General features: G+C 71.3%; 17 protein-coding genes. 8 read left to right on the top strand and 9 right to left on the bottom strand.

Going from position 1 to position 21,619, the window contains the following annotated elements:
• Positions 1-7 precede the first annotated feature (7 nt).
• Both CP978_RS15540 and CP978_RS15535 read right to left on the bottom strand, forming a co-directional pair.
• A complete protein-coding gene (locus CP978_RS15540) occupies positions 8-475 on the bottom strand; it encodes a hypothetical protein (RefSeq protein ID WP_043441332.1) in 468 nt (155 codons plus the stop codon).
• Between the two features lie 272 nt (positions 476-747).
• Positions 748-2,172 (bottom strand): MFS transporter, encoded by a 1,425-nt coding sequence (locus CP978_RS15535; RefSeq protein ID WP_043441329.1) that lies wholly within the window; start codon positions 2,170-2,172, stop codon positions 748-750.
• Positions 2,173-2,559: 387 nt separating this feature from the next.
• On the opposite strand from CP978_RS15535, the gene CP978_RS15530 reads away from it, so the two are divergent.
• From CP978_RS15530 to CP978_RS15520, 3 genes are all read left to right on the top strand, one after another.
• Positions 2,560-3,489: a DUF3027 domain-containing protein gene (locus CP978_RS15530; protein ID WP_043441326.1), complete on the top strand. Its 930-nt coding sequence runs from the start codon at positions 2,560-2,562 to the stop codon at positions 3,487-3,489.
• Positions 3,490-4,416: 927 nt separating this feature from the next.
• Complete coding sequence (locus CP978_RS15525; RefSeq protein WP_043441323.1) at positions 4,417-7,626, top strand: sacsin N-terminal ATP-binding-like domain-containing protein; 3,210 nt, start codon at positions 4,417-4,419, stop codon at positions 7,624-7,626.
• A gap of 152 nt (positions 7,627-7,778) precedes the next feature.
• A complete protein-coding gene (locus CP978_RS15520; RefSeq protein ID WP_043441320.1) occupies positions 7,779-8,618 on the top strand; it encodes a DUF5707 domain-containing protein in 840 nt (279 codons plus the stop codon).
• A gap of 69 nt (positions 8,619-8,687) precedes the next feature.
• Here the strand turns inward: CP978_RS15520 and CP978_RS15515 are convergent, their stop codons facing one another.
• Both CP978_RS15515 and CP978_RS15510 read right to left on the bottom strand, forming a co-directional pair.
• Positions 8,688-11,081, bottom strand: coding sequence for a cation-translocating P-type ATPase (locus CP978_RS15515; RefSeq protein WP_043441317.1), 2,394 nt, complete (start codon positions 11,079-11,081; stop codon positions 8,688-8,690).
• Positions 11,082-11,233: 152 nt separating this feature from the next.
• A complete protein-coding gene (locus tag CP978_RS15510) occupies positions 11,234-11,491 on the bottom strand; it encodes a DUF2530 domain-containing protein (RefSeq protein WP_052454137.1) in 258 nt (85 codons plus the stop codon).
• 281 nt (positions 11,492-11,772) lie between these two features.
• Here CP978_RS15510 and CP978_RS15505 point away from each other — a divergent pair, with 281 nt between their 5' ends.
• Positions 11,773-13,224: an NCS2 family permease gene (locus tag CP978_RS15505; RefSeq protein WP_043441312.1), complete on the top strand. Its 1,452-nt coding sequence runs from the start codon at positions 11,773-11,775 to the stop codon at positions 13,222-13,224.
• A gap of 82 nt (positions 13,225-13,306) precedes the next feature.
• Here the strand turns inward: CP978_RS15505 and CP978_RS15500 are convergent, their stop codons facing one another.
• Together CP978_RS15500 and CP978_RS15495 are read right to left on the bottom strand one after the other, a co-directional pair.
• Complete coding sequence (locus CP978_RS15500) at positions 13,307-14,587, bottom strand: RNA-guided endonuclease InsQ/TnpB family protein (RefSeq protein ID WP_107070532.1); 1,281 nt, start codon at positions 14,585-14,587, stop codon at positions 13,307-13,309.
• Positions 14,588-14,728: 141 nt separating this feature from the next.
• Positions 14,729-14,911 carry a ribbon-helix-helix protein, CopG family gene (locus tag CP978_RS15495; RefSeq protein ID WP_043441308.1) on the bottom strand — a complete coding sequence of 61 codons (183 nt, stop codon included), beginning with the start codon at positions 14,909-14,911 and terminating at the stop codon, positions 14,729-14,731.
• A 188-nt stretch (positions 14,912-15,099) separates the two neighbouring features.
• Here CP978_RS15495 and CP978_RS15490 point away from each other — a divergent pair, with 188 nt between their 5' ends.
• Complete coding sequence (locus CP978_RS15490) at positions 15,100-15,537, top strand: MarR family winged helix-turn-helix transcriptional regulator (RefSeq protein WP_043441306.1); 438 nt, start codon at positions 15,100-15,102, stop codon at positions 15,535-15,537.
• 75 nt (positions 15,538-15,612) lie between these two features.
• On the top strand, positions 15,613-17,094 hold the full coding sequence (locus CP978_RS15485) for an MFS transporter (RefSeq protein WP_376697935.1): 1,482 nt from the start codon (positions 15,613-15,615) through the stop codon (positions 17,092-17,094).
• Positions 17,095-17,170: 76 nt separating this feature from the next.
• Here the strand turns inward: CP978_RS15485 and CP978_RS15480 are convergent, their stop codons facing one another.
• The gene (locus tag CP978_RS15480; protein ID WP_043441301.1) at positions 17,171-17,503 is read right to left on the bottom strand and encodes a hypothetical protein; all 333 of its coding nucleotides are present in this window, start codon (positions 17,501-17,503) and stop codon (positions 17,171-17,173) included.
• 223 nt (positions 17,504-17,726) lie between these two features.
• On the opposite strand from CP978_RS15480, the gene CP978_RS15475 reads away from it, so the two are divergent.
• Together CP978_RS15475 and thpR are read left to right on the top strand one after the other, a co-directional pair.
• Positions 17,727-18,029 carry a GntR family transcriptional regulator gene (locus tag CP978_RS15475; RefSeq protein WP_043441299.1) on the top strand — a complete coding sequence of 101 codons (303 nt, stop codon included), beginning with the start codon at positions 17,727-17,729 and terminating at the stop codon, positions 18,027-18,029.
• Positions 18,030-18,067: 38 nt separating this feature from the next.
• Positions 18,068-18,658 carry an RNA 2',3'-cyclic phosphodiesterase gene (gene thpR, locus CP978_RS15470; RefSeq protein ID WP_043441297.1) on the top strand — a complete coding sequence of 197 codons (591 nt, stop codon included), beginning with the start codon at positions 18,068-18,070 and terminating at the stop codon, positions 18,656-18,658.
• 211 nt (positions 18,659-18,869) lie between these two features.
• Here the strand turns inward: thpR and CP978_RS15465 are convergent, their stop codons facing one another.
• Entirely contained in the window at positions 18,870-20,336 is a 1,467-nt protein-coding gene (locus CP978_RS15465) for an ATP-binding SpoIIE family protein phosphatase (RefSeq protein ID WP_052454136.1), read from the bottom strand.
• A 291-nt stretch (positions 20,337-20,627) separates the two neighbouring features.
• Entirely contained in the window at positions 20,628-21,617 is a 990-nt protein-coding gene (locus CP978_RS15460; protein WP_043448695.1) for an aldo/keto reductase, read from the bottom strand.
• Between the last annotated feature and the right edge of the window lie 2 nt (positions 21,618-21,619).

Here is a 21,619-nt window from a genome sequence, read left to right as displayed (position 1 = left end):
GACGTGATCAGGAGGACTTCTCCAGCTTGAAGGACCACAGACCGGTCACCTTGGTCTCGCCCTCCCGGACGGAGACGAGGGTGGAGTTGCCCGTCGCACCGTACTGGGCGTTGAAGAAGACGCTGCCCGGGATCGTGCGGTAGGTCTTGGTGCTGGAGTCGGTCAGCGGCTGGCCGTTCATCAGGATCGCCCAGCCGTTCTCGGCGATGCTCGGGTCCACGCCGAAGCGGACCGTCTCATCGGGGTCGACCTTGATCGACTTGATGCCGGTCAGCTTGGGGTCGAGGCACTTCTTCAGCTGGGCGAGCCCGACTTCCTTGCCGTCCTTGTAGCAGTCGGTCTGGGTGCTCACCGAATCCGTGCCGACCGTGAGGGTGGCCATCGGCGTCGGCTTGGTGCAGGCGGACAGCAGGAGAAGTCCGGCGGAAACGGCGCCGAGAGCGGCTACGGCGCGACGGGAAGGCAGTGCGGTCATGGCCGAAGGCTATCCGGCACGCCGGGTCCCCCGCCCATGCGGGGTGCGCGACGTGCCGCGCACTCGTGCGATCAGGTGCCGTGCACTTCCAGGCCGTCCGCCGTACACCCGGGAGGGCCGGCGGCCCACCCACGGGAGGGCCGGTACGCCGGGAATGAGGGCCTTCAGGTCGGAAGGAGAAGGTTCGTCGGGTGCGGGGCTTCCGGGCGGGGTGCGGGGTTTCCGGGCGGGCAGGCATCGGTATGCCGGGCCGGGGGCTCCGCGTTCGCCGGTCAGGTCACCCGGGGCTGGGGCGCGCCGCCGTGGCGGGCGGCGGCCAGCAGACCCCGTACGGTCGTCAGCCAGCCCGCCGCGACGATCGCGGCGCCGATCGCGAGCCCCAGCACCCCGTTCAGCGGCAGCACGATGCCGATCGCCCCGCCCAGCACCCAGGCCATCTGCAACAGCGTCTCGGAGCGTGCGAACGCCGAGGTGCGGACCAGTTCCGGCACGTCCCGCTGGATCAGCGCGTCCAGCGACAGCTTGGCGAGCGCCTGCGCGAACCCGGCGATCGCCGCCAGGAACGCCACCAGGAAGGCACTGAAGAAGAGCGCCGCGGTGATCGCCGCACCCAGCACGATCGCCACCACCGTCACGATGATCACTTCCGGGGCGCGTGCCTTCAGCCAGGCGCCGACGGCCGTGCCCAGCGCGTTGCCGGTGCCCGCGGCGACGCCCACGATGCCCAGGGACACCGCCGCGCTCTCGCCCGCGAGCGGGTGCTCGCGCAGCAGGAAGGCCAGGAAGAAGATCAGGAAGCCGGACAGACAGCGCAGACAGGCGTTGGCGCCCAGGGCGTAGGTGACGGCGGGGCCGACCGAACGCAGCCCGGGGCGGCGCGCGGGGCGGTGGTGCGGCCCGCGCCGCCGCTCGGCGTCCGCGGCGAGCAGCGCCACGTCCTCGCCCTTGGCGGAGTCGACCTTCGGCGGCAGCGAGAACGACAGGAACGTTCCCGCGACGAAGATCACGAAGGCCCCGTACAGCGGCCAGCCCGGGCCGATCATCTGTAGCCCGGCGCCCACCGGCGCGGCCAGGCCGGTGGCGAGGAGACCGCCGAGGGTGACCCGGGAGTTGGCCCGCACCAGGGAGAAACGCGGCGGCAGCAGCCGCGGCACCACCGCGCTGCGCACCACCCCGTACGCCTTGGACGCGACCAGCACACCGAGGGCGGCCGGGTACAGCTCCAGACTGCCGTCGGCCACCGCCCCCGAGATGATCAGCGCCAGCAGGGCCCGGGCGAGCATCGCGCCCGCCATCGCGGCCCGGCGCCCGTGCGGAAGCCGGTCCAGGAGGGGGCCGATGACGGGCGCCAGGACCGTGAACGGGGCCATGGTGATGGCCAGATAGAGCGCGACCCGGCCACGGGCCTCGTCGGTCGGCACGGAGAAGAACACGGTGGAGGCGAGAGCGACGGTGATCATGACGTCGCCTGCGCCGTTCACCGCGTGCAGTTCGATCAGCTTGCCGAGCCCCGACTCGCCCGCCCCATGGGCGTGGGTGACCCTGCGGATACCGCGGGCGGCACCGGTGACAGGCAGATGCAGGGCGCGGCCGACCGCGCGGACGGACCCGCCGAACCGGCCCGAACCGCTCTTTCGGCCACGCCCCTCGACCCCGCCGACCCCGGCGGTTCCATGGGGCGATCTCGCGGCTGCCACCCCGTCATAGTGCCCCGAGAACGGCGGGGGTAGTGCCGCAACCGCGCGTATGGGGGTCGCGGGGTGTCGTACGGGGCCGCCCGGAGCAGGGGAGAAACGGGGAGAAGGAACCGTCCGGGAGCCCCCGGCCCGGGGCGCCGAGGACCCTGCTCGGGGAATGCCCGGCGACACGGTGTGGGCCCGGAGGCCAGGAGAAGGTAGCGTGCGTAGCGCGTCGTGGCGGTTGTTCTCGGCCGCGCGCCTCTCATCGATCCCGCAGAATGGGTGGTGTAGGTGCGCCCGAGTGCGATCGGGCGCGGACGTCGACGCGGCCCGCTGGTCCGCTCCGTCCGCACCCCCAGCCGGGAATGGCGCACCCGTGAGACGCGTAGGAGAGAAGCGATACCTGTGAGCGCAGCGACAACGCGAAGCCGCCGCACCCCCGACCGCCTGTGCGCCGAGGCCATCGACCTCGCCCGCTCCGCCGCGGAGGAGGTCGCCGCGCCCGGTGTCGTCGGCGAGCACATGGGCATGGTGTCCGAGGGTGACCGTGTCGTCACGCACTTCTTCGAGTGCAAGGAGTTCGGGTACCGCGGCTGGCGCTGGGCGGTGACGGTCGTACGGGCCTCCCGGGCGAAGGTCGTCACCCTCGACGAGACGGTTCTGCTGCCTGGCTCCGACGCGCTGCTCGCCCCGGAGTGGGTGCCGTGGAGCGAGCGGCTGCGCCCCGGTGACCTCGGTCCCGGCGATCTGCTGCCGACGGACGCGGAGGATCTGCGGCTGGAGCCCGGCTACTCCGGTGAGGACGAGCCGGCGCCGAACTCCGCGGTCTCCGGGGAGATGGCCGAGCTGGTCGAGGCGGAGGACGCGGAGGTGACCGCCGGGGCCCCGGCGAACCTGCCCATCACGCCCTTGCGCGGCACGATCGCGGCGGTCGCGGAGGAACTGGGCATGCGCCGCGCCCGGGTCCTGTCCCGCTACGGCCTGCACACGGCGGCGGACCGCTGGGAGGAGGCCTTCGGCGCGAAGACGCCCATGGCCCAGGCGGCGCCCGCGACCTGTGTCTCCTGCGCCTTCCTGGTGCCGGTCGGCGGCTCCCTGGGGCAGGCCTTCGGGGTGTGCGCCAACGAGTTCGCCCCGGCGGACGGCCGGATGGTCTCCCTGTCGTACGGCTGCGGGGCCCACTCGGAGGCCGCCGTGATGCCGAAGACCCCGCGGCCCGCCCCTCCGGTGGTCGACGAGACCCAGGTCGAACCCTTCCCGCTGCGCCCCTCCCCCGATTCCGGCTCGGTCCCGCCCGTCCCGGACGAGACCACCGCGGAACTCGGCCACTCCTGACGGGGGCTCCGGGCCCCGGTGCGGGCTCGGCACCGCCCCGAGCGCCTGCGCGTGAGCCCCGGTGCGGGGCCTCGCCGCTCTGAGCCTCTGGGTGCCCCCAGAGTCCGGTGTGGGCTGTCCCCGCTCCAAGCCTCTGCGTGCGTGAGCCGCGGCGCGGGCCTGCCACCGATTCGAGCGCCTGCGCGGCCGAGCCGTGATGCGGGCCCGTCGCGGCGGCCTCCCCGCATGGGGCGGTCCTCGAGTCACCCCGCCGCCTGGCGCGGTGAAAAGCGGGGGCGAGGTTGCTGTAGCCGGGTGGCCGGGTGTGGGACGTCGTGGAGGCGTGATGTTGTGGCCGAGTGCCTCGGTCTCTTGGTGCGCGCGGGGCGGGTGCCCTTGCGGCGGTGCCGCGCGTGAGGCTGCGGCGGCCCGTAGGCGGCCGGGCGCGGTGTCGCGACGGCGGGCGGCCGCCGTCGTCCGCGCTCCTCGCTCGCACGGCGGGCTACGGCGTCCTCCGTGGCTACGCCGACGCCCTGCGCGCGAGCGGAACCGGGTGGATCACCATAGGCCGGACGGGGCCGCTCGGCACGGTGGAGCCGAGGCGACGGCCGCCCCGGCAAGGGCGGGGCGACGCGGCCGGGCTCTGATGCCGGTGGGGGCGTCGTGGGCCGGACCGTCGTGGCGGGGTGACCCAGGCGATCCGGGCGGACCGGTGGGTCAGGGCGTATCGCGCGGATCGGGCAGCAGCCCGGTGCGGTCGGCGCGCGGTGGGCGGGCCGGTGGTCCGGTCCGCGTGGGCCGGCGGCGGATCGTGCGGACCGGTGCGGCCGGTGGGAGATGGGCCGGTGTTCCGGTCCCCGTGGGTCGGTGGGGGCGTGGGTGTCATCGGCAGGGGGTACCTTCGTGCCGCGGCGAGCAGCCTCCCGCCGCGAGAGGGAGAGTGAAAGCGTGAGCAAGTTCGTGCGGCCTGCGGCCGAGGGCGCGGACCCGTTCGGCACGGCCCGCCTGCGGCGCGGGGTGCTGGACGCCTGGGCCACCAGCGCGGCCCGGTTTCGCGAGGACGCCAACGCCGAGGAGGACCTGGTCCTCGGCGGGTACCGCGACCGCCTGGTCGTCGAGCTCGCGCAGAACGCCGCCGACGCGGCGGCCCGGGCCGGGGCCCCCGGCAGGCTGCGGCTCACCCTCCGCGACGGTGTGCTCGTCGCCGCCAACACCGGCGCCCCCCTCGACGAGGCAGGCGTCGAGTCGCTGTCCACCCTGCGGGCCTCCGCCAAGCGCGACACCCAGGACTCCGCCGTCGGCCGCTTCGGCGTCGGCTTCGCCGCTGTCCTCGCCGTCAGTGACGAGCCCGCGGTCGTCGGACGGCACGGCGGTGTCCGCTGGTCCCTGGCCGAGGCCCGCGAACTGGCCGGCGAGACCGCCCGGCACAGCCCCGGCCTGGGTGACGAGATCCGCCGCCGCGACGGGCACGTTCCGCTGCTGCGGCTGCCGCTCGCCGCCGAGGGCACCGCCCCCGACCCGTACGACACCGTGGTCATCCTCCCGCTGCGCGACGCGGCCGCCGCCGACCTCGCGGAACGGCTCCTGACGGCCGTCGACGACGCGCTGCTGCTCGCCCTGCCGGGCCTCGAGGAGGTCGTCGTCGAGATCGGGGACGCGGCCCCGCGCACCCTGCGCCGCCGCACCGACGGCGCCGACATCGTGGTCGAGGACTCCAGCGAGGGCAAGGGCACCACCCGGTGGCGTACGGTCTCCCGGCACGGCGCCCTCACCCCCGAGCTGCTCGCCGACCGTCCGGTCGAGGAGCGGCTGCGCCCGTACTGGTCCCTCACCTGGGCCGTGCCCGTGAACGCCGACGGCACCCCCGCCGGGCCCCGTACCGCACCGGTCGTGCACGCCCCCACCCCCAGCGACGAGGCGCTCGGCGTGCCCGCGCTGCTGATCGGCTCGTTCCCGCTGGACACCACCCGCCGCCATGCCGCCCCGGGCCCGCTGACCGACTTCCTGGTGGCGCGCGCGGCCGACGCCTACGCCGAACTCCTCGCCGACTGGCGGCCGGTGACCGCCGGCATCATCGACCTGGTCCCGGGCCCGCTGGGCCGGGGCGAGCTGGACGGCGCCCTGCGCCGGGCGATCCTGGACCGGCTGCCGCGCACCGCCTTCCTGCCGCCCGCCCATGACGCCGGCGAGGACTCCGAGCTGCCCGAGGCGCTGCGCCCGAGGGACGCCGAGGTCGTCGAGGGCGCCGGCGCCGAGACCGTACGGGTCCTCGCCGAGGTGCTGCCCAGCCTGCTGCCCGCCGGCCTGGAGCGCCGGGCGGAGCTGCGGACGCTGGGGGTCGCCCGGGTACCGCTGACGGAGGCGGTCGACCGGCTCGCGGGCCTGGAGAAGGAGCCCGAGTGGTGGTGGCGGCTGTACGACAGCCTGGCCGGGGTCGAACCGGACCGGCTGTCCGGACTGCCCGTGCCGCTCGCCGGGGAGCCCTCCCAGGGGTTCGGCTCCGGGGGCGCGCGGACCACCATCGGGCCCCGGCAGGTGCTGCTGCCGACCTTCGACGGACCCCCGGTCGCCCCCGACGCCCTGACCCGGCTGGGCCTGAAGATCGCCCACCCGGACGGCGCCCACCCCCTGCTGGAGAAGCTCGGCGCCCTGCCGGCCACCCCGCGCGCCGTGCTCACCACCCCGCAGGTGCGGGCCGCCGTCGCCGCCTCCCTCGACGACGAGGGCTCCGGCTGGGACCAGGACGGCCTGGACGCCGAGGAACTGATGGACACCGTGCTCGCCCTGGTCCGCGAGGCGGGGCTGGAACCCGGTGACGAGCCCTGGCTCGGCGCCCTCGCCCTGCCCGACGAGGACGGCGAACTCGCCCCGGCCGGGGAACTGGTCCTGCCGGGCAGCCCCTTCGCGAGCGTCATGCGCGAGGGAGAACTCGCCTTCGTGGACGAGGAGGTGGCCGAGCGCTGGGGCCGGCAGCCGCTGGCCGCCTGCGGGGTGCTGGCCGACTTCGCCCTGGTCCGCGCCACCGATGTGGTCCTCGACCCGGACGAACTGGAGCCCCGCGAGTCGGACTTCGCCGAACCCGACGACGTCGGGCTGCTGGACGCCGTGGACGTGTGGTGCGAGGACGTCCTCGACCGGCTGCGGCTGTCCCCGGCACCGCGCGACGGTGACGAGGAGGGATGGTGGCCGGGCGGCGGGCGCACGTCCGTACCGCCGGTGGCCACCGAGATCGTCGCCGTGCGCGACCTCGATCTGGTCGACGACGACCGCTGGGCGCAGGCGCTCGCCCTGCTCTCCCGGCCCCCGCTGCGGGACGCGCTCACCCAGCCGGTGCGGATCCTGCTGCCGGACGGCACCCATGAGACCGTACGGCCGTACACGGCCTGGTGGCTGCGCGGTCATCCGGTGCTCGGCGGGCGGCGGCCCGCAGGACTGCGCGCCGCGGGCGGCGACCCGCTGCTGCACGGCCTGTACGACGAGGCCGACGCGACCGGCTTCGACGACGAGCAGGTGCTGCGCGCCCTCGGTGTACGGACGTCCGTGGCCGCCCTGCTGGAGGAGCCCGGCGGCGCCGCCGAGCTGCTCGACCGCCTCGCCGACCCGGAGCGGCCGGTGTCCCCGGCCCGGCTGCACGCCCTGTACGGGGCGCTGGCCGGGCTCGACCCGGAGCAGGTGACCCTGCCGGACGAGCTCCGCGCGGTCGTCGACGGCCGGGTGCGCGTGGTGGACGCCGCCGATGCCGTGGTCGTCGACTCACCCGATCTGATGCCCTTCACCGAGGGTGTACCGCTGCTGCCGGTACGCCCGGCGCGGGCCGCCGATCTCGCCGAGCTGTTGCAGGTGCGGAGGCTGAGCGAGTCGGTGACCGGTGAGGTGACCTCCGAGGGCGTCGAGCACGCCGTACCGGAGTCCGTACGGACCCTGCTCGGTCCGTCCACCCCGGCCTCGTACCTCGAACACGAGGAACTCGTCGTCGACGGTGTGGAGATCGACTGGCGTCTGGCCTCCGGAGGCGTGCTGCACGCCGCCACCCTGGAGGGCGTCGCCGCGGGGCTCTCCTGGGCCGCGGGCCAGTGGCCGCGCCGTTTCGAGGTCGCGGCCCTGCTGGAGGACCCCTCCCGCACCGAGGAACTGGCCCGGGACCGCTGGTTCGACTGAGCCCGCACGACCTCCAGGAAATCTTCACAAGGTCGTACAACTTTTCACTCATGCGGCCGGTCTCGTCTGTGGAGTCAACAGGCTTCACAGACGAAACCGGGCATCGCGGAAGCCGTACCACCCCGCGTGCCCCTGCAACGTGGGGAAGACTCATGCGCATTCGTGCCTCCGTCGCCCTGGTGACCGGCGCCCTGGCCCTCACCGCCCTGGCCGCGCCGACCGCACAGGCCGCGGACCCCTCCGCGGGCCTCGCCGCGAAGGTCACGTCCTTCGCCTCCGTCTCGCCGAAGGACGACAGCACGGGCGACACCAAGATCTCCAATGTCGTCGTCAACGGCGGCAAGGCGGTGGTCCTCGGTTCCACCACCAAGAAGAGCTTCACGCTCACCTTCACCGCGTCCGACGACTCCGGCATCGACTGGGCGTTCGCGCTGCTGTGGCACGGTTCGACCTTCGAGAAGTCCGACAACGGCGCCCTCCCCGACGAGGGGGACAAGGCCAAGTGCACCGTGGTCGACAGCACGACGGTGAGCTGCAAGGAGACCTTCACGGTCGACGCCAAGTACGACCTGCTCAACACGAACGCGGGTGCCTGGAAGGTGTGGGTGGTCGCGCAGGCCAAGGACACCGACTACGTGCAGAAGGACAACGCCAAGAGCTTCTCCCTCCAGCGCGCCTCCAAGCTGACCGCCGACGCCACGCCGGAGCCGGTGAAGAAGGGCAAGACCCTCACCGTCAAGGGCAGGCTGACCCGCGCGAACTGGGACACCAACAAGGACGCGGGCTACAGCGGCCAGTCGGTGAAGCTGCAGTTCCGTAAGAAGGGCAGCTCCGCCTACACCACGGTCAAGACCGTCAAGACGGACAGCAAGGGCAATCTGAAGACGACCGTCAAGGCGTCCGTGGACGGCTACTACCGCTACTCCTTCGCGGGCACCTCGACCACGCCCGCGGTCAACGCGGCGGGTGACTTCGTCCAGGTGAAGAAGTAGGCCCACCCCAGAGGGTGACGCGGTGCCCGCCGGGTACCGCGTCACCCCGGGAGACCTCCGGGCCGGCGGTCAGGCCGGGAAGCGGCGGTCGATCCACTTCCACAGGAACTCCAGGGCCAGCGCCGACACCGCCGCGACGCCCACGGCGATCCACGGGACCATGAGCCCGACCAGCTTCAGCGCGAAGAAGTGCTGGAGCGCGGGGACCGCCAGGACGCACAGGAACGCCACCGCCATCGCCGCCACCAGGGTGATCCGCCACCAGGTGTAGGGGCGGGCGACGATCGCCAGCACCCACATGGAGATCAGGAACAGCGTGAGGGTCGCCGCGCTGGTCTCCGCGTCCAGCGCGTCCGGGCCCGTGTAGGTGTGGCGGGCGATCAGATAGGTCACGAAGGTGGCGACCGCCGCCACGGCCCCGCCCGGGATCGCGTACCGCATCACCCGCCGTACGAAGTGCGGTCGCGCCCGCTCCTTGTTGGGGGCGAGCGCCAGGAAGAAGGCCGGGACCCCGATCGTCAGGGTCGACAGCAGCGTCAGATGCCGGGGCAGGAACGGGTACTCCACCTGCGAGCACACCACCAGCACCGCCAGCAGCACCGAGTAGACCGTCTTCACCAGGAAGAGGGTGGCGACCCGGGTGATGTTCCCGATCACCCGCCGGCCCTCGCCGACCACCGAGGGCAGCGTCGCGAAGCTGTTGTCGAGCAGCACGATCTGCGCCACGGCCCGGGTCGCCTCGGAGCCCGACCCCATCGAGACGCCGATGTCCGCGTCCTTGAGCGCCAGTACGTCGTTCACCCCGTCGCCGGTCATCGCCACCGTGTGCCCGCTCGACTGGAGGGCACCCACCATGTCCCGCTTCTGGCGCGGGGTGACGCGCCCGAACACGGTGCCCTTGTCCAGCGACTTCGCCATCTCGTCCTGGGTGGCGGGCAGCCGGCGGGCGTCCAGGACGTGCCCGGAGATGCCCAGCTTTCCGGCCACCGCCCCCACGGACACCGCGTTGTCGCCGGAGATCACCTTGGCGTGGACGTTCTGTTCGGCGAAGTAGCGCAGGGTCTCGGCGGCGTCCGGGCGCAGCCGCTGCTCCAGGACCACCAGGGCGGTGGGCCGGGCGCCGTCCTTGACCCGGCTGTCGTCCAGCTCCCGTGACGCGCGGGCCAGCAGCAGCACGCGCAGCCCCTGCTCATTGAGCCGTTCGGTCTCGGCCAGGGCCGGGTCGTGGGGGTCGAGCAGGACGTCCGGGGCGCCGAGCAGCCAGGTGCTGGACTCGCCGTCGCCCTCGCTGAAGGAGGCGCCGCTGTACTTGCGGGCGGAGGAAAAGGGCAGTGCCTCGGTGCAGCGCCAGTCCTCGCTGTCCGGATAGGCGTCGATGATCGCCTGGAGGGAGGCGTTGGGACGCGGGTCCGACTCGCCGAGGGCGCCGAGGACCTTGCGGATGTAGGTCTCGTCGGCGCCCTGGAGCGGCCGCAGTTCCGTGACGTCCATGCCGCCCTCGGTGAGCGTGCCCGTCTTGTCCAGACAGACGATGTCGACGCGGGCGAGCCCCTCGATCGCGGGCAGCTCCTGGACCAGGACCTGCTTGCGCCCCAGCCGGATCACCCCGATGGCGAAGGCCACCGAGGTCAGCAGGACGAGCCCCTCGGGGACCATGGGCACGATGCCGCCGACCGCTCGGGCCAGGGAGTCCTTGAAGTCGTACTGCTGGGCCACGAGCTGGCTGAGGGCGAGGCCCACCGCGGTCGGCACCATCATCCAGGTCACATATTTGAGGATCTGGGAGATACCGGTGCGCAGCTCGGAGTGGACCAGGGTGAAGCGGGTCGCCTCCTCCGCGAGCTGGGCGGCGTAGGCCTCACGTCCCACCTTGGCCGCCCTGAAGGCGCCGCCTCCCGCGACGACGAAGCTGCCGGACATCACGGCGTCACCGGCCTGTTTGAGGACGGGATCGGCCTCGCCGGTGAGCAGCGACTCGTCCACCTCGAGCCCGTCGGCCTCGACGCAGACGCCGTCGACCACGACCTTGTCCCCCGGTCCGACCTCGATGACGTCGTCCAGCACGATCTCCGAGGTGCCGATCTCGCCGACCACGCCGTCCCTGCGCACCATGGGTCTCGCCTCGCCGATCACCGCGAGCGAGTCCAGGGTCTTCTTGGCGCGCCACTCCTGGATGATGCCGATGCCGGTGTTGGCGATGATCACATATCCGAAGAGGCTGTCCTGGAACGGCGCCACGAACAGCATGATCAGCCAGAGCACGCCGATGATCGCGTTGAAGCGGGTGAAGACGTTCGCACGGACGATCTCGCCCAGGGACCGGCTGCTGCGGGCCGGAACGTCGTTGACCTGACCGCGGGCCACCCGCTCGGCCACCTCGGCTGCGGACAGACCCCGGGTCCGCTCGGGCAAGGGCGCGGGATGCACGGGATCGAGTTCGGCGCCCGCGTCGATATGCGTCATGCAATCGACGGTACGTGCGTATGGGTGCGTTCACCCGCCGAGGCCCGGGTCCGGGCCGGAATCCGGCCGGGGGAGAAGGGCGCGCCCGGTGGGTTCCCGTGTCCGGTGGGGGGCGGTGCGGTGCGGGCGGCTCGCGTGTCAGGTGCGGTGGGCTATCGCTCGGTGGTGGCGGCGGCCCGCTTGATGGCCGCGTCGCGCTTGCGGACGTACCAGATGCCGAGGCAGCCCAGGCCGCCGCCGGCCAGGCAGGTCCACAGCCACCAGGTGTGCCCGTGGTCGGCGAACCAGCCGTAGAAGGGCAGCTGGGCCAGGAACAGGACGAACCAGAGGATCGTGCCGCCGGTGATGGTGGCGACCACGGGGCCCTCTAGGGGCTCCGGCGCCTCGTGCCTGGGGGTCCACTTCGCCATGCGCACAGCTTACGAGGGGCCCGTCCGGCACCGGGGGACGGGCCTGGGACGGGCCTGGGACGGGCCTGGGACGGGCCTGGGGCAAGCCCGAGGCCGGGCCCCACCGGGGTCTACGCGCGGAGATAGCATTCCCTGCCTTATATGTTCATACTGAAACGGTTCGAGTCTGGCCACTAATGTTCGTATGAAACACCAACGAACAGACGGGGAAGGTTCGTCGGTGACGGGCGACGGCGAGACTCGATCACGTTTGTCCCGATCCCCGCATCATCGAGGTCCCCATGCTCTCCCTGGCACCCGCCAAGGTCCCCGAACCGCAGGAGCCGGCCACCCGGCCCCCGTCCGGCGCCATCGACCGCTTCTTCAAGATCTCCGAGCGGGGCAGCACGCTCGTACGGGAGGTGCGCGGCGGTTTCGCCACCTTCTTCGCGATGGCGTACATCATCGTGCTGAACCCGATCATCCTCGGCAGCGTGCACGATGTGGACAAGCACTATCTGAACCACGGCCAGCTGGTCACCGCGACCATCGTGACCGCCGCCTTCACCACGCTGCTCATGGGTGTCATCGGCAATGTCCCGATCGCCCTCGCGGCCGGCCTCGGGGTGAACACGGTCGTCGCGCTCCAGCTCGCCCCGCGTATGACATGGCCCGATGCGATGGGAATGGTCGTCCTGGCCGGTTTCGTGGTGATGCTGCTGGTCGCCACGGGTCTGCGCGAGCGGGTGATGAACGCCGTGCCGCTCGGACTGCGCAAGGGCATCTCGATCGGTATCGGTCTGTTCATCATGCTGATCGGGCTGGTCGACTCCGGGTTCGTCAGCCGCATCCCCGACAAGGCGAACACCACGGTTCCGCTCCAGCTCGGCATCGACGGTCACCTCACCGGCTGGCCGGTCCTGATCTTCGTCCTCGGTGTGCTGCTCACCTTCGCGCTGATCGTCCGCAAGGTGCCGGGTGCGATTCTGATCTCGATCGTCGGGATGACGGTTCTGGCGCTGGTCGTCAACGCGGTCGCCAAGATCCCCTCCTGGGGCCTGACCGTCCCGAAGTGGCCCGGCAACCCGGTCGCCACGCCCGACTTCGGCCTGCTCGGCAAGGTCAGCCTGTTCGGCGGCTTCGGCAAGGTGGGCGTGCTGACCGGGATCCTCTTCGTCTTCACGGTCCTGCTGTCGTGCTTCTTCGACGCGATGGGCACGATCATGGGCATCGGCGACGAGGCCAAGCTGACCGACGCCGAGGGCAATATGCCGGGCATCAACAAGGTGCTCTTCGTCGACGGCATCGCGGTCGCGGCGGGCGGCGCCGGCTCCTCCTCGGCCACCACCTGCTTCGTGGAGTCCACCGCGGGTGTCGGGGAGGGCGCGCGCACGGGCTTCGCCAACATCGTCACCGGCGGCCTTTTCGTGGTGGCTCTCTTCCTGACCCCGGTCGCCACGATGGTCCCGTCCCAGGCGGCCACCCCGGCGCTGATCGCGGTCGGCTTCCTGATCCTGTCCAACTCGATCAAGGAGATCGACTGGACGGACTACACGATCGCCATCCCGGCCTTCGTCACGATGCTGGCGATGCCGTTCACCTACTCGATCACCAATGGCATCGGCATGGGCTTCATCACCTTCGTGGTGCTGCGCCTGGCGGCGGGCCGCGGCCGCGAGGTACCGGTCCCGATGTACGCGGTGGCGGCGGTCTTCACCTTCTACTACCTGATGCCGGCGCTGGGGCTGACCTGATCCGTCGGGTCTGACCTGACCTGATCAATCCCTCAGGTCACTCCTTGAAGTGCTCTCCCGGCTGAAGCCGGGAGATTCCTGCTTACCTTGCGGCAACGGGCTTGACGTGCTTCGCACGCCTGACGACTGCCCTCCCGGCAGCCGGGACGAGCGCGAGGCCCATCCGGTACAGGTGCAAGACGTTCCGGGCTGCGTTGTGATCGGCATTGCCCGACCAGCCGCAGTCTGGGTTCTTGCACACGAACACGGCCTGGCTCTCCCGGTTGCCGGGCGCGGTGAAGCCGCAGGCTGAGCAGCGTTGGGAGGTGCCCGGGGCGGGGACCTTATGCAGGGTGCCGCCGAGCCGGGCGGTCTTGTACGTCAGCATGGTGACCGTGCGGCCCCATGCCTCCCTGCTGATGGAGCGGTTCAGCCCGGACTTCTGGGCAACGTTCTTCCCTGGCTCCTCGATGGTTCCCCTGGCCGACTTGACCATGTTCGTGATGGTGAGTGCTTCGACCACGACGGTGCCGTATGTGCGGGCGATGGCGGTGGTCGTTCGGTGCTGCCAGTCCAGGGCCCTGCGCTTGGCTTTCGCGCGGAGTCCTGCGATCTGGTCGTAGGTGCGGTGCAGCCGGCGGCTGGTGCGCTCACCGGGCTTGCGGTGCTGCTTGCGCCGGGCGGCGCGCCGCTCCAGGTGCACAAGCCTGGCCTTCTCCTTCTCCGTCAGCCATTCGGCGTGCTCGTACCTCTCGCCGTCCGAGAGGGCGATGGGCACGGTGACGCCCACGTCGATGCCGACCTCCGGCCCCTGGTGGGGCTCGGGCTTGACCTCGACGCTCTGGACACGGAAGGCGATGTGCCAGCCGAGCGCGTCCTTGACCAGCCGTGCCCCGGTGATCCGATTCTCCGCGTTGGCATGCTTGCCCACGGGCAGGTCCTTGGTCCACCGGAACCGGAGCCGGCCCACCTTGGGAATGTTGACCATGCCCCAGCGGCGGTGCACGCGCACGATGTTCAGGTCCCGGCCCTGAGGAACATCCACGGACATCACCGTACGGAAGCGGCCCTTGAAGTTCGGGGCGCCGGCGCGGCCGTCCCAGCAGTTCTTCCACGCCTGGAAGTACGTCTTCAGGACTGCTTGCGCGGCCTGCGCGGGAAGGACGGCAAGGAAGTCGATGTCCTTGCGGGCCTGCCGTACGGCGGCATCCGCGTGTGCGAGAGTCCGCTTTTCCTTCGGCATCATCTGCCACCAGGCGTGCAGCAGGTTCCACATGGTGCGGGCCGCGTGCGCCTGGCCATCAGTCCTCAACGCCTCGGCAGGCGACAGCGCAAGCCGGGCACGATGCCCGCACTGCCGCTTGACCAAGGTACCGTGACTCACGATCGAGACCATAGCGTTGGTTTACACCAGCAACGTCCCGTCTGACCCTCACCCCGGAGACGCAGAGCACTCCGGCGCTCTGCGCCCCCGGGCCAAGGATGGCCTTCACCCCCGCCCTGAAGGGCGGAGCACTAGCCAAGATCAGAGGTAGAAGCGCTCCGTCTCCTCGACGGCGGTCTTGAACCGTTCGTCGAAGTCATCCCGAATGAGCGTCCGGACGACATAGTCCTGGACGCTCATTCCTCTTTTCGCGGCGTGCTGCCGGAGCCGTTCGAGCAGCTCTCCGTCCAGCCGCACGCTGAGCACACTGGTCGCCATGGCCATGAGAGTTGCCGGACGCGGACGGGCTGCGTGGGTGTTCTAGGGCCGGATCACTCATATGGGTGAAAGCGTGCGGGTGAGGCGCTCCACGGGAACCAAACGGGGCCGAGTGCCCGCGGTGATGGGAGTCACCCGGTGGGCGGTGTCCTCCGGGTGGTCTTTAGGGAAAGTAATGAGTTACCCTAAAGAGCATGGTTGACCTGATCCATGGCGACGACGCTGCCGCCGTGAACGCTCTCCGTTCCGCTGTGATGCGGCTCTCGCGCCGGCTCAAGCACCAGCGGGTCGACGAGTCGCTGAGCCCGACCGAGATGTCGGTGCTCGGCACCCTGGCCCGCTGCGGCTCCGCCACGCCGGGCGAGCTGGCCCGCAAGGAGCATGTCCAGCCGCCCTCGATGACCCGCATCGTGACGCTGCTGGAGGGCAAGGGCCTGGTCAAGCTGGAGCCACACCCCGATGACCGGCGTCAGAAGGTGGTCACAGGGACCGAGCGGGCCGCGGCGATGCTCGAGGAGAGCCGTCGCAAGCGGAACGCGTTCCTGGCCGGACTGGTCGAGGGCCTGGACGAGGACGAGTGGGCCAAGCTCCGCGAAGCAGCCCCGGTTCTGGAGAAGCTCGCGCACCTCTGACCGGGGCGCGACCGTGACAGACGCGGACCCCACCCGCGTACGCAAGACGCCGTCATCGCAAGGAGGCGAACCCTTTTGAGTACGGGATCCGGAGCAGACTCCGCCCCCGCACCAGCCGCCCACGACTTCCCGTCCGCCCACGAGAGCCACCCGACCGACCGAACCGCCTCCTCTGCTTCCGAGTGCCCTCCGCCGGCCGCCTCCGGGCTTCCCGCGGCGCCGGCTGCCTCCGGGGGCCCCGCGCCCGCCGAGCGCCGTACGCCCGAGCGCCGCAAACCCGGGATGTTCAGCTCGCTGCGCGTCCGGAACTACCGGCTGTTCTTCCTGGGCCAGGTCGTCTCCAACACCGGCACCTGGATGCAACGCATCGCCCAGGACTGGCTGGTGCTGAGCCTGACCGGCTCCTCCACCGCCGTCGGTGTCACCACGGCGCTGCAGTTCCTGCCGATGCTGCTCTTCGGCCTGTACGGCGGCGTCCTCGTCGACCGCCTCCCCAAGCGCCCCACGCTGCTGGTCACCCAGTCGGCCATGGGCGCCACCGGCCTCGCCCTCGCCTTTCTGACGCTTTCCGGCCATGTCCAGGTCTGGCATGTCTATCTCGCCGCCTTCGCCGTCGGACTCGCCACGGTTCTGGACAACCCGGCCCGGCAGTCCTTCGTCTCCGAGATGGTCGGCCCCGGCCAGCTCCAGAACGCGGTCAGTCTGAACTCGGCCAACTTCCAGTCCGCCCGGCTGGTCGGCCCCGCGGTGGCGGGCGTCCTGATCACCGGCGTCGGCACGGGCTGGGCCTTCCTGCTCAACGGCCTGTCCTTCATCGCCCCCATCGCGGGTCTGATGCTGATGCGGGCCCGTGAGCTGCATGTAGTGGAGCCCACTCCGCGCGGCCGGGGCCAGCTCCGTGAGGGTCTGCGCTATGTCGCCCGCCGTCCGGAGCTGATCTGGCCGATCGTCCTGGTCGGGTTCATCGGCACCTTCGGCTTCAACTTCCCGGTCTGGCTGTCGGCGTACGCGGACCATGTCTTCCATGCGGGTGCCGGGGCCTACAGCCTCTTCAACACCCTGATGGCGCTCGGCTCGCTCGCGGGCGCCCTGCTGGCCGCCCGCCGCGGTACGACCCGGCTGCGCGTGCTGATCGCGGCGGCCGCCGCCTTCGGCGCGCTGGAGATCGTGGCCGCCGTGGCCCCGTCGCTGTGGTTGTTCTCGCTGCTGATGGTCCCGATCGGGATCTTCGGCCTCACGGTGAACGTCACCGCGAACACCGCGGTCCAGATGGGCACCGACCCGGCGATGCGCGGTCGCGTCATGGCCCTGTTCATGATGGTCTTCATGGGCGGTACGCCGCTGGGCGCGCCCCTGGTCGGCTGGGTCACCGATGTGTACGGCGCCCGGGTCGGCTTTGCACTGGGCGGTCTGATCTCGGCCCTGGCGGCCGCCACCATCGGCGTGTTCCTGGCCCGCGCCGCCGGCGTCCGCCCCACCGTGGGCTGGCACCGCGGCCACCCCCGGGTCCGCTTCGTCCCCCGCGAGCAGCCACAGCCGGTGGTGACCGCGGTGTGATTCGGGGGAGGGGCGCCCCGAAAAGCGCCCCTTCCCACGAGCCACGGCCAGCGCGCGGCGTCATGAGGACCGTCGGTCACTGACCGAGCTTCGTGCTGCGCACCCGTGGGTCGTCGGCGGCCTGGGCCGGGGGGACGCGGTGGCCGCGGGACTCGGCCACGCGCAGTACGTCAGCCAGGCATTCGGACAGCCGGATCGCGGTGTAGCGGACCTCGACATTCGGGGACAGTGGGTCCTCCAGCAACCGCCGGGCCCTGACGAGCACATCCAGACCTTCGGCCAGTTGCCGGGCCTCCGTCTCGTCCGCCAGGCGGGAAAGATATCCGCCCTCGGCCGCTTCGGCGAGGAAGCAGGGCTTGCCGTCCGGCGAGAGCCAGGGCAGCAGCCGGAGTGTGGTGCGGGGGTCCATCAGACCGCCACCCCCTCCGTGCCGATCACCTGCCGGTGTGCGGGGCGGTGGATAGGGTCGTGCATGTCGACGCTCCTTGTCAGCGTTGGTCGCGCCCCGGGAGGTCCAGCCACCTCGCCGGGGTCCTCTGCTCTCCGAAGCTAGCCAAGGATGCACCCCTCTGCATACAAGTACAGAGGGATCCACCTGAACGTGCTGGTCGCAAGATGCCTACGTTGGACGTATGAGCGACACAGAGGATGTGAAGCAGGCCCTGGACCCGATGAGCGCCAGGCCGCTCTATGTCCAGCTGGCCGACGTCATCGCACAGCAGATCGAGACGGGAAAGCTGGCCCCGGACAGGCCGATCCCCTCGGAGAACCATCTCGCCGACGCGTACGGTGTGGCCCGGCTCACCGCACGGCGGGCCGCGCGGGAACTGCGTGAGCGGGGGCTCGTCGTGACCGTCCGCGGCAAGGGCTCCTTCGTCGTCGAGCAGCCGCAGGCCGACCCGGCCGAGAAGACGGACGGCGGGACCGTCGGCTGACGGTGGCTGGGTGGTTCGTTCCCTGCGAGGGTGATCTCATGAGGCTCTTCGTCGCGGTCGTGCCGCCTCCGGAGGCGATTGATGAGCTGGCCGTCGCCGTGCGCGGGCTGGAGCGGATGCCGGGCGCGGGCGGGCTGCGCTGGACCGGGCGGCCTGCCTGGCACTTCACGCTCGCCTTCTACGGGGAGGTGGCCGAGGGGGTCGTACCGGAGTTGTCCGAGCGGCTGGCGCGGGCGGCCCGGCACAGCGAGCCGTTCCCGCTGGCGCTGTGCGGGGGCGGTCACTTCGGGGGCCGGGCCCTGTGGGTGGGGGCGTCCGGGGACCTGGAGGCGCTGCGGCTGCTGGCCGACCGCGCAGAGGCCGCGGGCCGGAAGGCGGGCCTGGAGGTGGGGGAGCACCGGGGCTATCGCGCGCATCTGACGCTGGCCCGCGGTCGCGGAACGGCGAACTTCCGGCCGTATGTGGCGGCGCTGGACGCGTTCGCCGGGTGTGCGTGGACGGTCGGTGAGCTGCATCTGGTGCTCAGCCGGCTGCCGGTGTCCGGGGTACCGGGGGAGCAGCCGCGCTACGAGACGCTGGAGCAGTGGGGGCTGGGGCGGGGCTGGGCGGCCCTCGGCGCAGAGGAGTGACGAGACCCGGTTAGTCTCGATACGTGGACCCGAAGACTCGTAACCGGATCATGGCCGGTGTGCTTGTGATGATGTTCGTGGTGGTGGCGATGGCGGCTGCGATCGGAAGGTAGAGCCGACGCGATCTCCTGACGGCGATACCCCGAAGGGGCCGTCTCCCCTCTCGGAGGCTGGTCCGGGGCAGCAGGCGGCTGCGAGCAGTCGGGCCCGGTCACGCAACCGAGGCCAGGACAGGGGCGACGGGAACCGATGGGGCCGGCTGCTCGGCCCACACGATCTTCCCGGTGGGGGTGAAGCGGGTTCCCCACCGCTCGGCGAGCTGGGAGACGAGGTAGATTCCGCGACCGCCCTCGTCCATCGCCGCTGCGTAGCGCAGGTGCGGGGAGGTACTGCTGCCGTCACTGACCTCCACGACGAGGCTGGTGCCACGCAGAAGGCGCAGGTGGACAGGGGGTGCCCCGTAGCGGATGGCATTGGTGACCAGCTCGCTGAGGATCAGTTCGGTGGCGAATGCCGTCTCCCCCAGATTCCAGTCGGCCAGCGTCGCGAACACCTCAGCGCGCAGGGCGGGCACCGCGGCGGGAAAGGCCGGGATGTCCCATTCGGCGATACGGTCATGCGGAAACGCACGGGTGCGAGCGACCAGAAGAGCGACGTCATCGACTGGACGAGCGGGTCGCACTGCATCCAGGACCGTCTGGCACGTCTCCTCCGGGTCCATCCCCGCGCCGGAGAGCGTGTCGCACAGCAGCTTCAGGCCGGCCTCGACATCGCGGTGCCGGTCCTCGACGAGCCCGTCGGTGTAGAGCACGACCTGCGTGTCCTCCGGCAACTTCCGCTCAACGGCCTCAAAGCGCAGGCCGCCTATACCCAGCGGAGGGCCTGCGGGCAGGTCGAGAAGCTCCGCGCGGCCGTCCGGATCGACGATGGCGGGCGGAAAGTGACCAGCTCTTGCCATCGCGCAGATGCGGGAGACCGGGTCGTAGATCGCATACAGGCAGGTGGTCCCGGCGGTCCCGTCCTCGCAGGTGCCCGCCTCCGCATCCATTTGAATCACCACGTCGTCGAGTCGGGCCAGTAGCTCGTCGGGCGGCAGGTCAAGGGTGGAGAAATTGCGGACGGCGGTGCGCAGCCGACCCATGGTGACGGCGGAGCGCAGGCTGTGGCCGACCACGTCCCCGACCACCAGCGCGGTGCGGTGGCCCGGGAGAGGGATCACGTCGAACCAGTCCCCGCCGACCTCGGCCTCGGCCGGTACGTAGCGGCACGCCACCCGGACGGTGCTGGTGTCCGGCAGCACCCGGGGCAGCAGGCCGCGCTGCAGCGTGGTGGCGATGGTGCGCTCGCGGCTGTAGCGGCGAGCCAGATGAGAGACCGCAAGGCCGACGACGAGCAGCAACACGGCGGTGACGATGTCGTCCGAGTTGTTGAAGCGGGTGAAACTTTCGTACGGGGTGGTGAAGAAGTAGATGTACCACACGGCGGCGGACAGGGCCGTGAGGGCCGCAGCACCACGGTTGCCGAGAGCTGCCACCGCCGAGACGACCAACATCAGAATCAGGACCGCGTTGGTGTCGGACAGGATCGCCCGGATGGGCAGCAGGAGCAGGCAGACGGCGGGTGGGACTGCTACTGCCGCAAGGAGCGCGGTCAGCCCCCTGGCCGGATCACGAGGCATGCCACACCTCCCCATCTCTCCGGTGTAGCAGGGCTGACATGGCGCTGCCAGTCGATACGGGTCAGCGCGGTGCCTCGACCGGGGTGGGGCGGTGCCGTCCCCGAGTCCGCGGAGAAGCGTGGACATGCCGCATTGATGGGCTTCGTCCGCCATGTCCCCGACGGCGTCCCGAGGGGCCCTGGTCATCCCGGACGCGCTCCTGGGCGGTGGCCCCGGGACGGTGTACTCTCCAGGGCCACCGACGTCAGCCGGTTAGCGGACCCGCCGGACGGCGACCCGGCCTTCGAGCGGCTACCAGGCGAACGCCTCCGGCGAGGGGCCCGGTCCCGGGAAGATCTCGTCGAGGCCGGACAGAACCTCGGCGGAGAGCTCCAGCTCGACCGCCCGCAGCGCCGACTCCAGCTGCTCGGCGGTGCGCGGACCGACGATCGGGCCGGTGACGCCGGGGCGGGTCAGCAGCCAGGCGAGGGCGGCCTCACCGGGCTCCAGGCCATGCTTGTCGAGCAGGTCCTCGTAGGCCTGGACCTGGGCCCGCCCGGCGGTGTCGGCCAGCGCGTCCGCCGCACGTCCGGTGGCGCGGCGCCCGCCCTCGACCTCCTTCTTGATGACTCCGCCGAGCAGACCGCCGTTCAGCGGCGACCACGGGATGACCCCGAGCCCGTAGTCCTGCGCCGCCGGGATGACCTCCATCTCGGCGCGGCGCTCCGCCAGGTTGTAGAGGCACTGCTCGCTGACCAGGCCGTAGGAGCCGCGTCGTGCGGCGACCTCGTTCGCCTGGGCGATCTTGTAGCCCGGGAAGTTGCTGGAGCCCGCGTAGAGGATCTTCCCCTGCTGCACCAGTACGTCGACGGCCTGCCAGATCTCGTCGAACGGGGTGGCCCGGTCGATGTGGTGGAACTGGTACAGATCGATGTGATCCGTCCGCAGCCGCTTGAGGCTGGCGTCGACCGCGCGGCGGATGTTGAGCGCGGAGAGCTTGTCGTGGTTGGGCCAGGCCTCACCGCCAGCGGCCATGTTGGAGTAGACCTTGGTGGCGAGGACCACCTTGTCGCGCCGGTCGCCGCCCTGAGCGAACCAGTTTCCGATGATCTCCTCGGTACGGCCCTTGTTCTCGCCCCAGCCGTACACATTGGCGGTGTCGAAGAAGTTGATGCCCGCGTCCAGCGCCGCGTCCATGATCGCGTGGCTGTCGGCCTCGTCGGTCTGCGGACCGAAGTTCATGGTCCCGAGAACGAGCCGGCTGACCTTGAGTCCTGTGCGTCCGAGCTGCGTGTACTTCATGG

The organism is Streptomyces nodosus (assembly GCF_008704995.1).
Taxonomy (GTDB): Bacteria; Actinomycetota; Actinomycetes; order Streptomycetales; family Streptomycetaceae; genus Streptomyces; species Streptomyces nodosus.
This window is presented reverse-complemented; position numbering and strand designations above follow the sequence as displayed.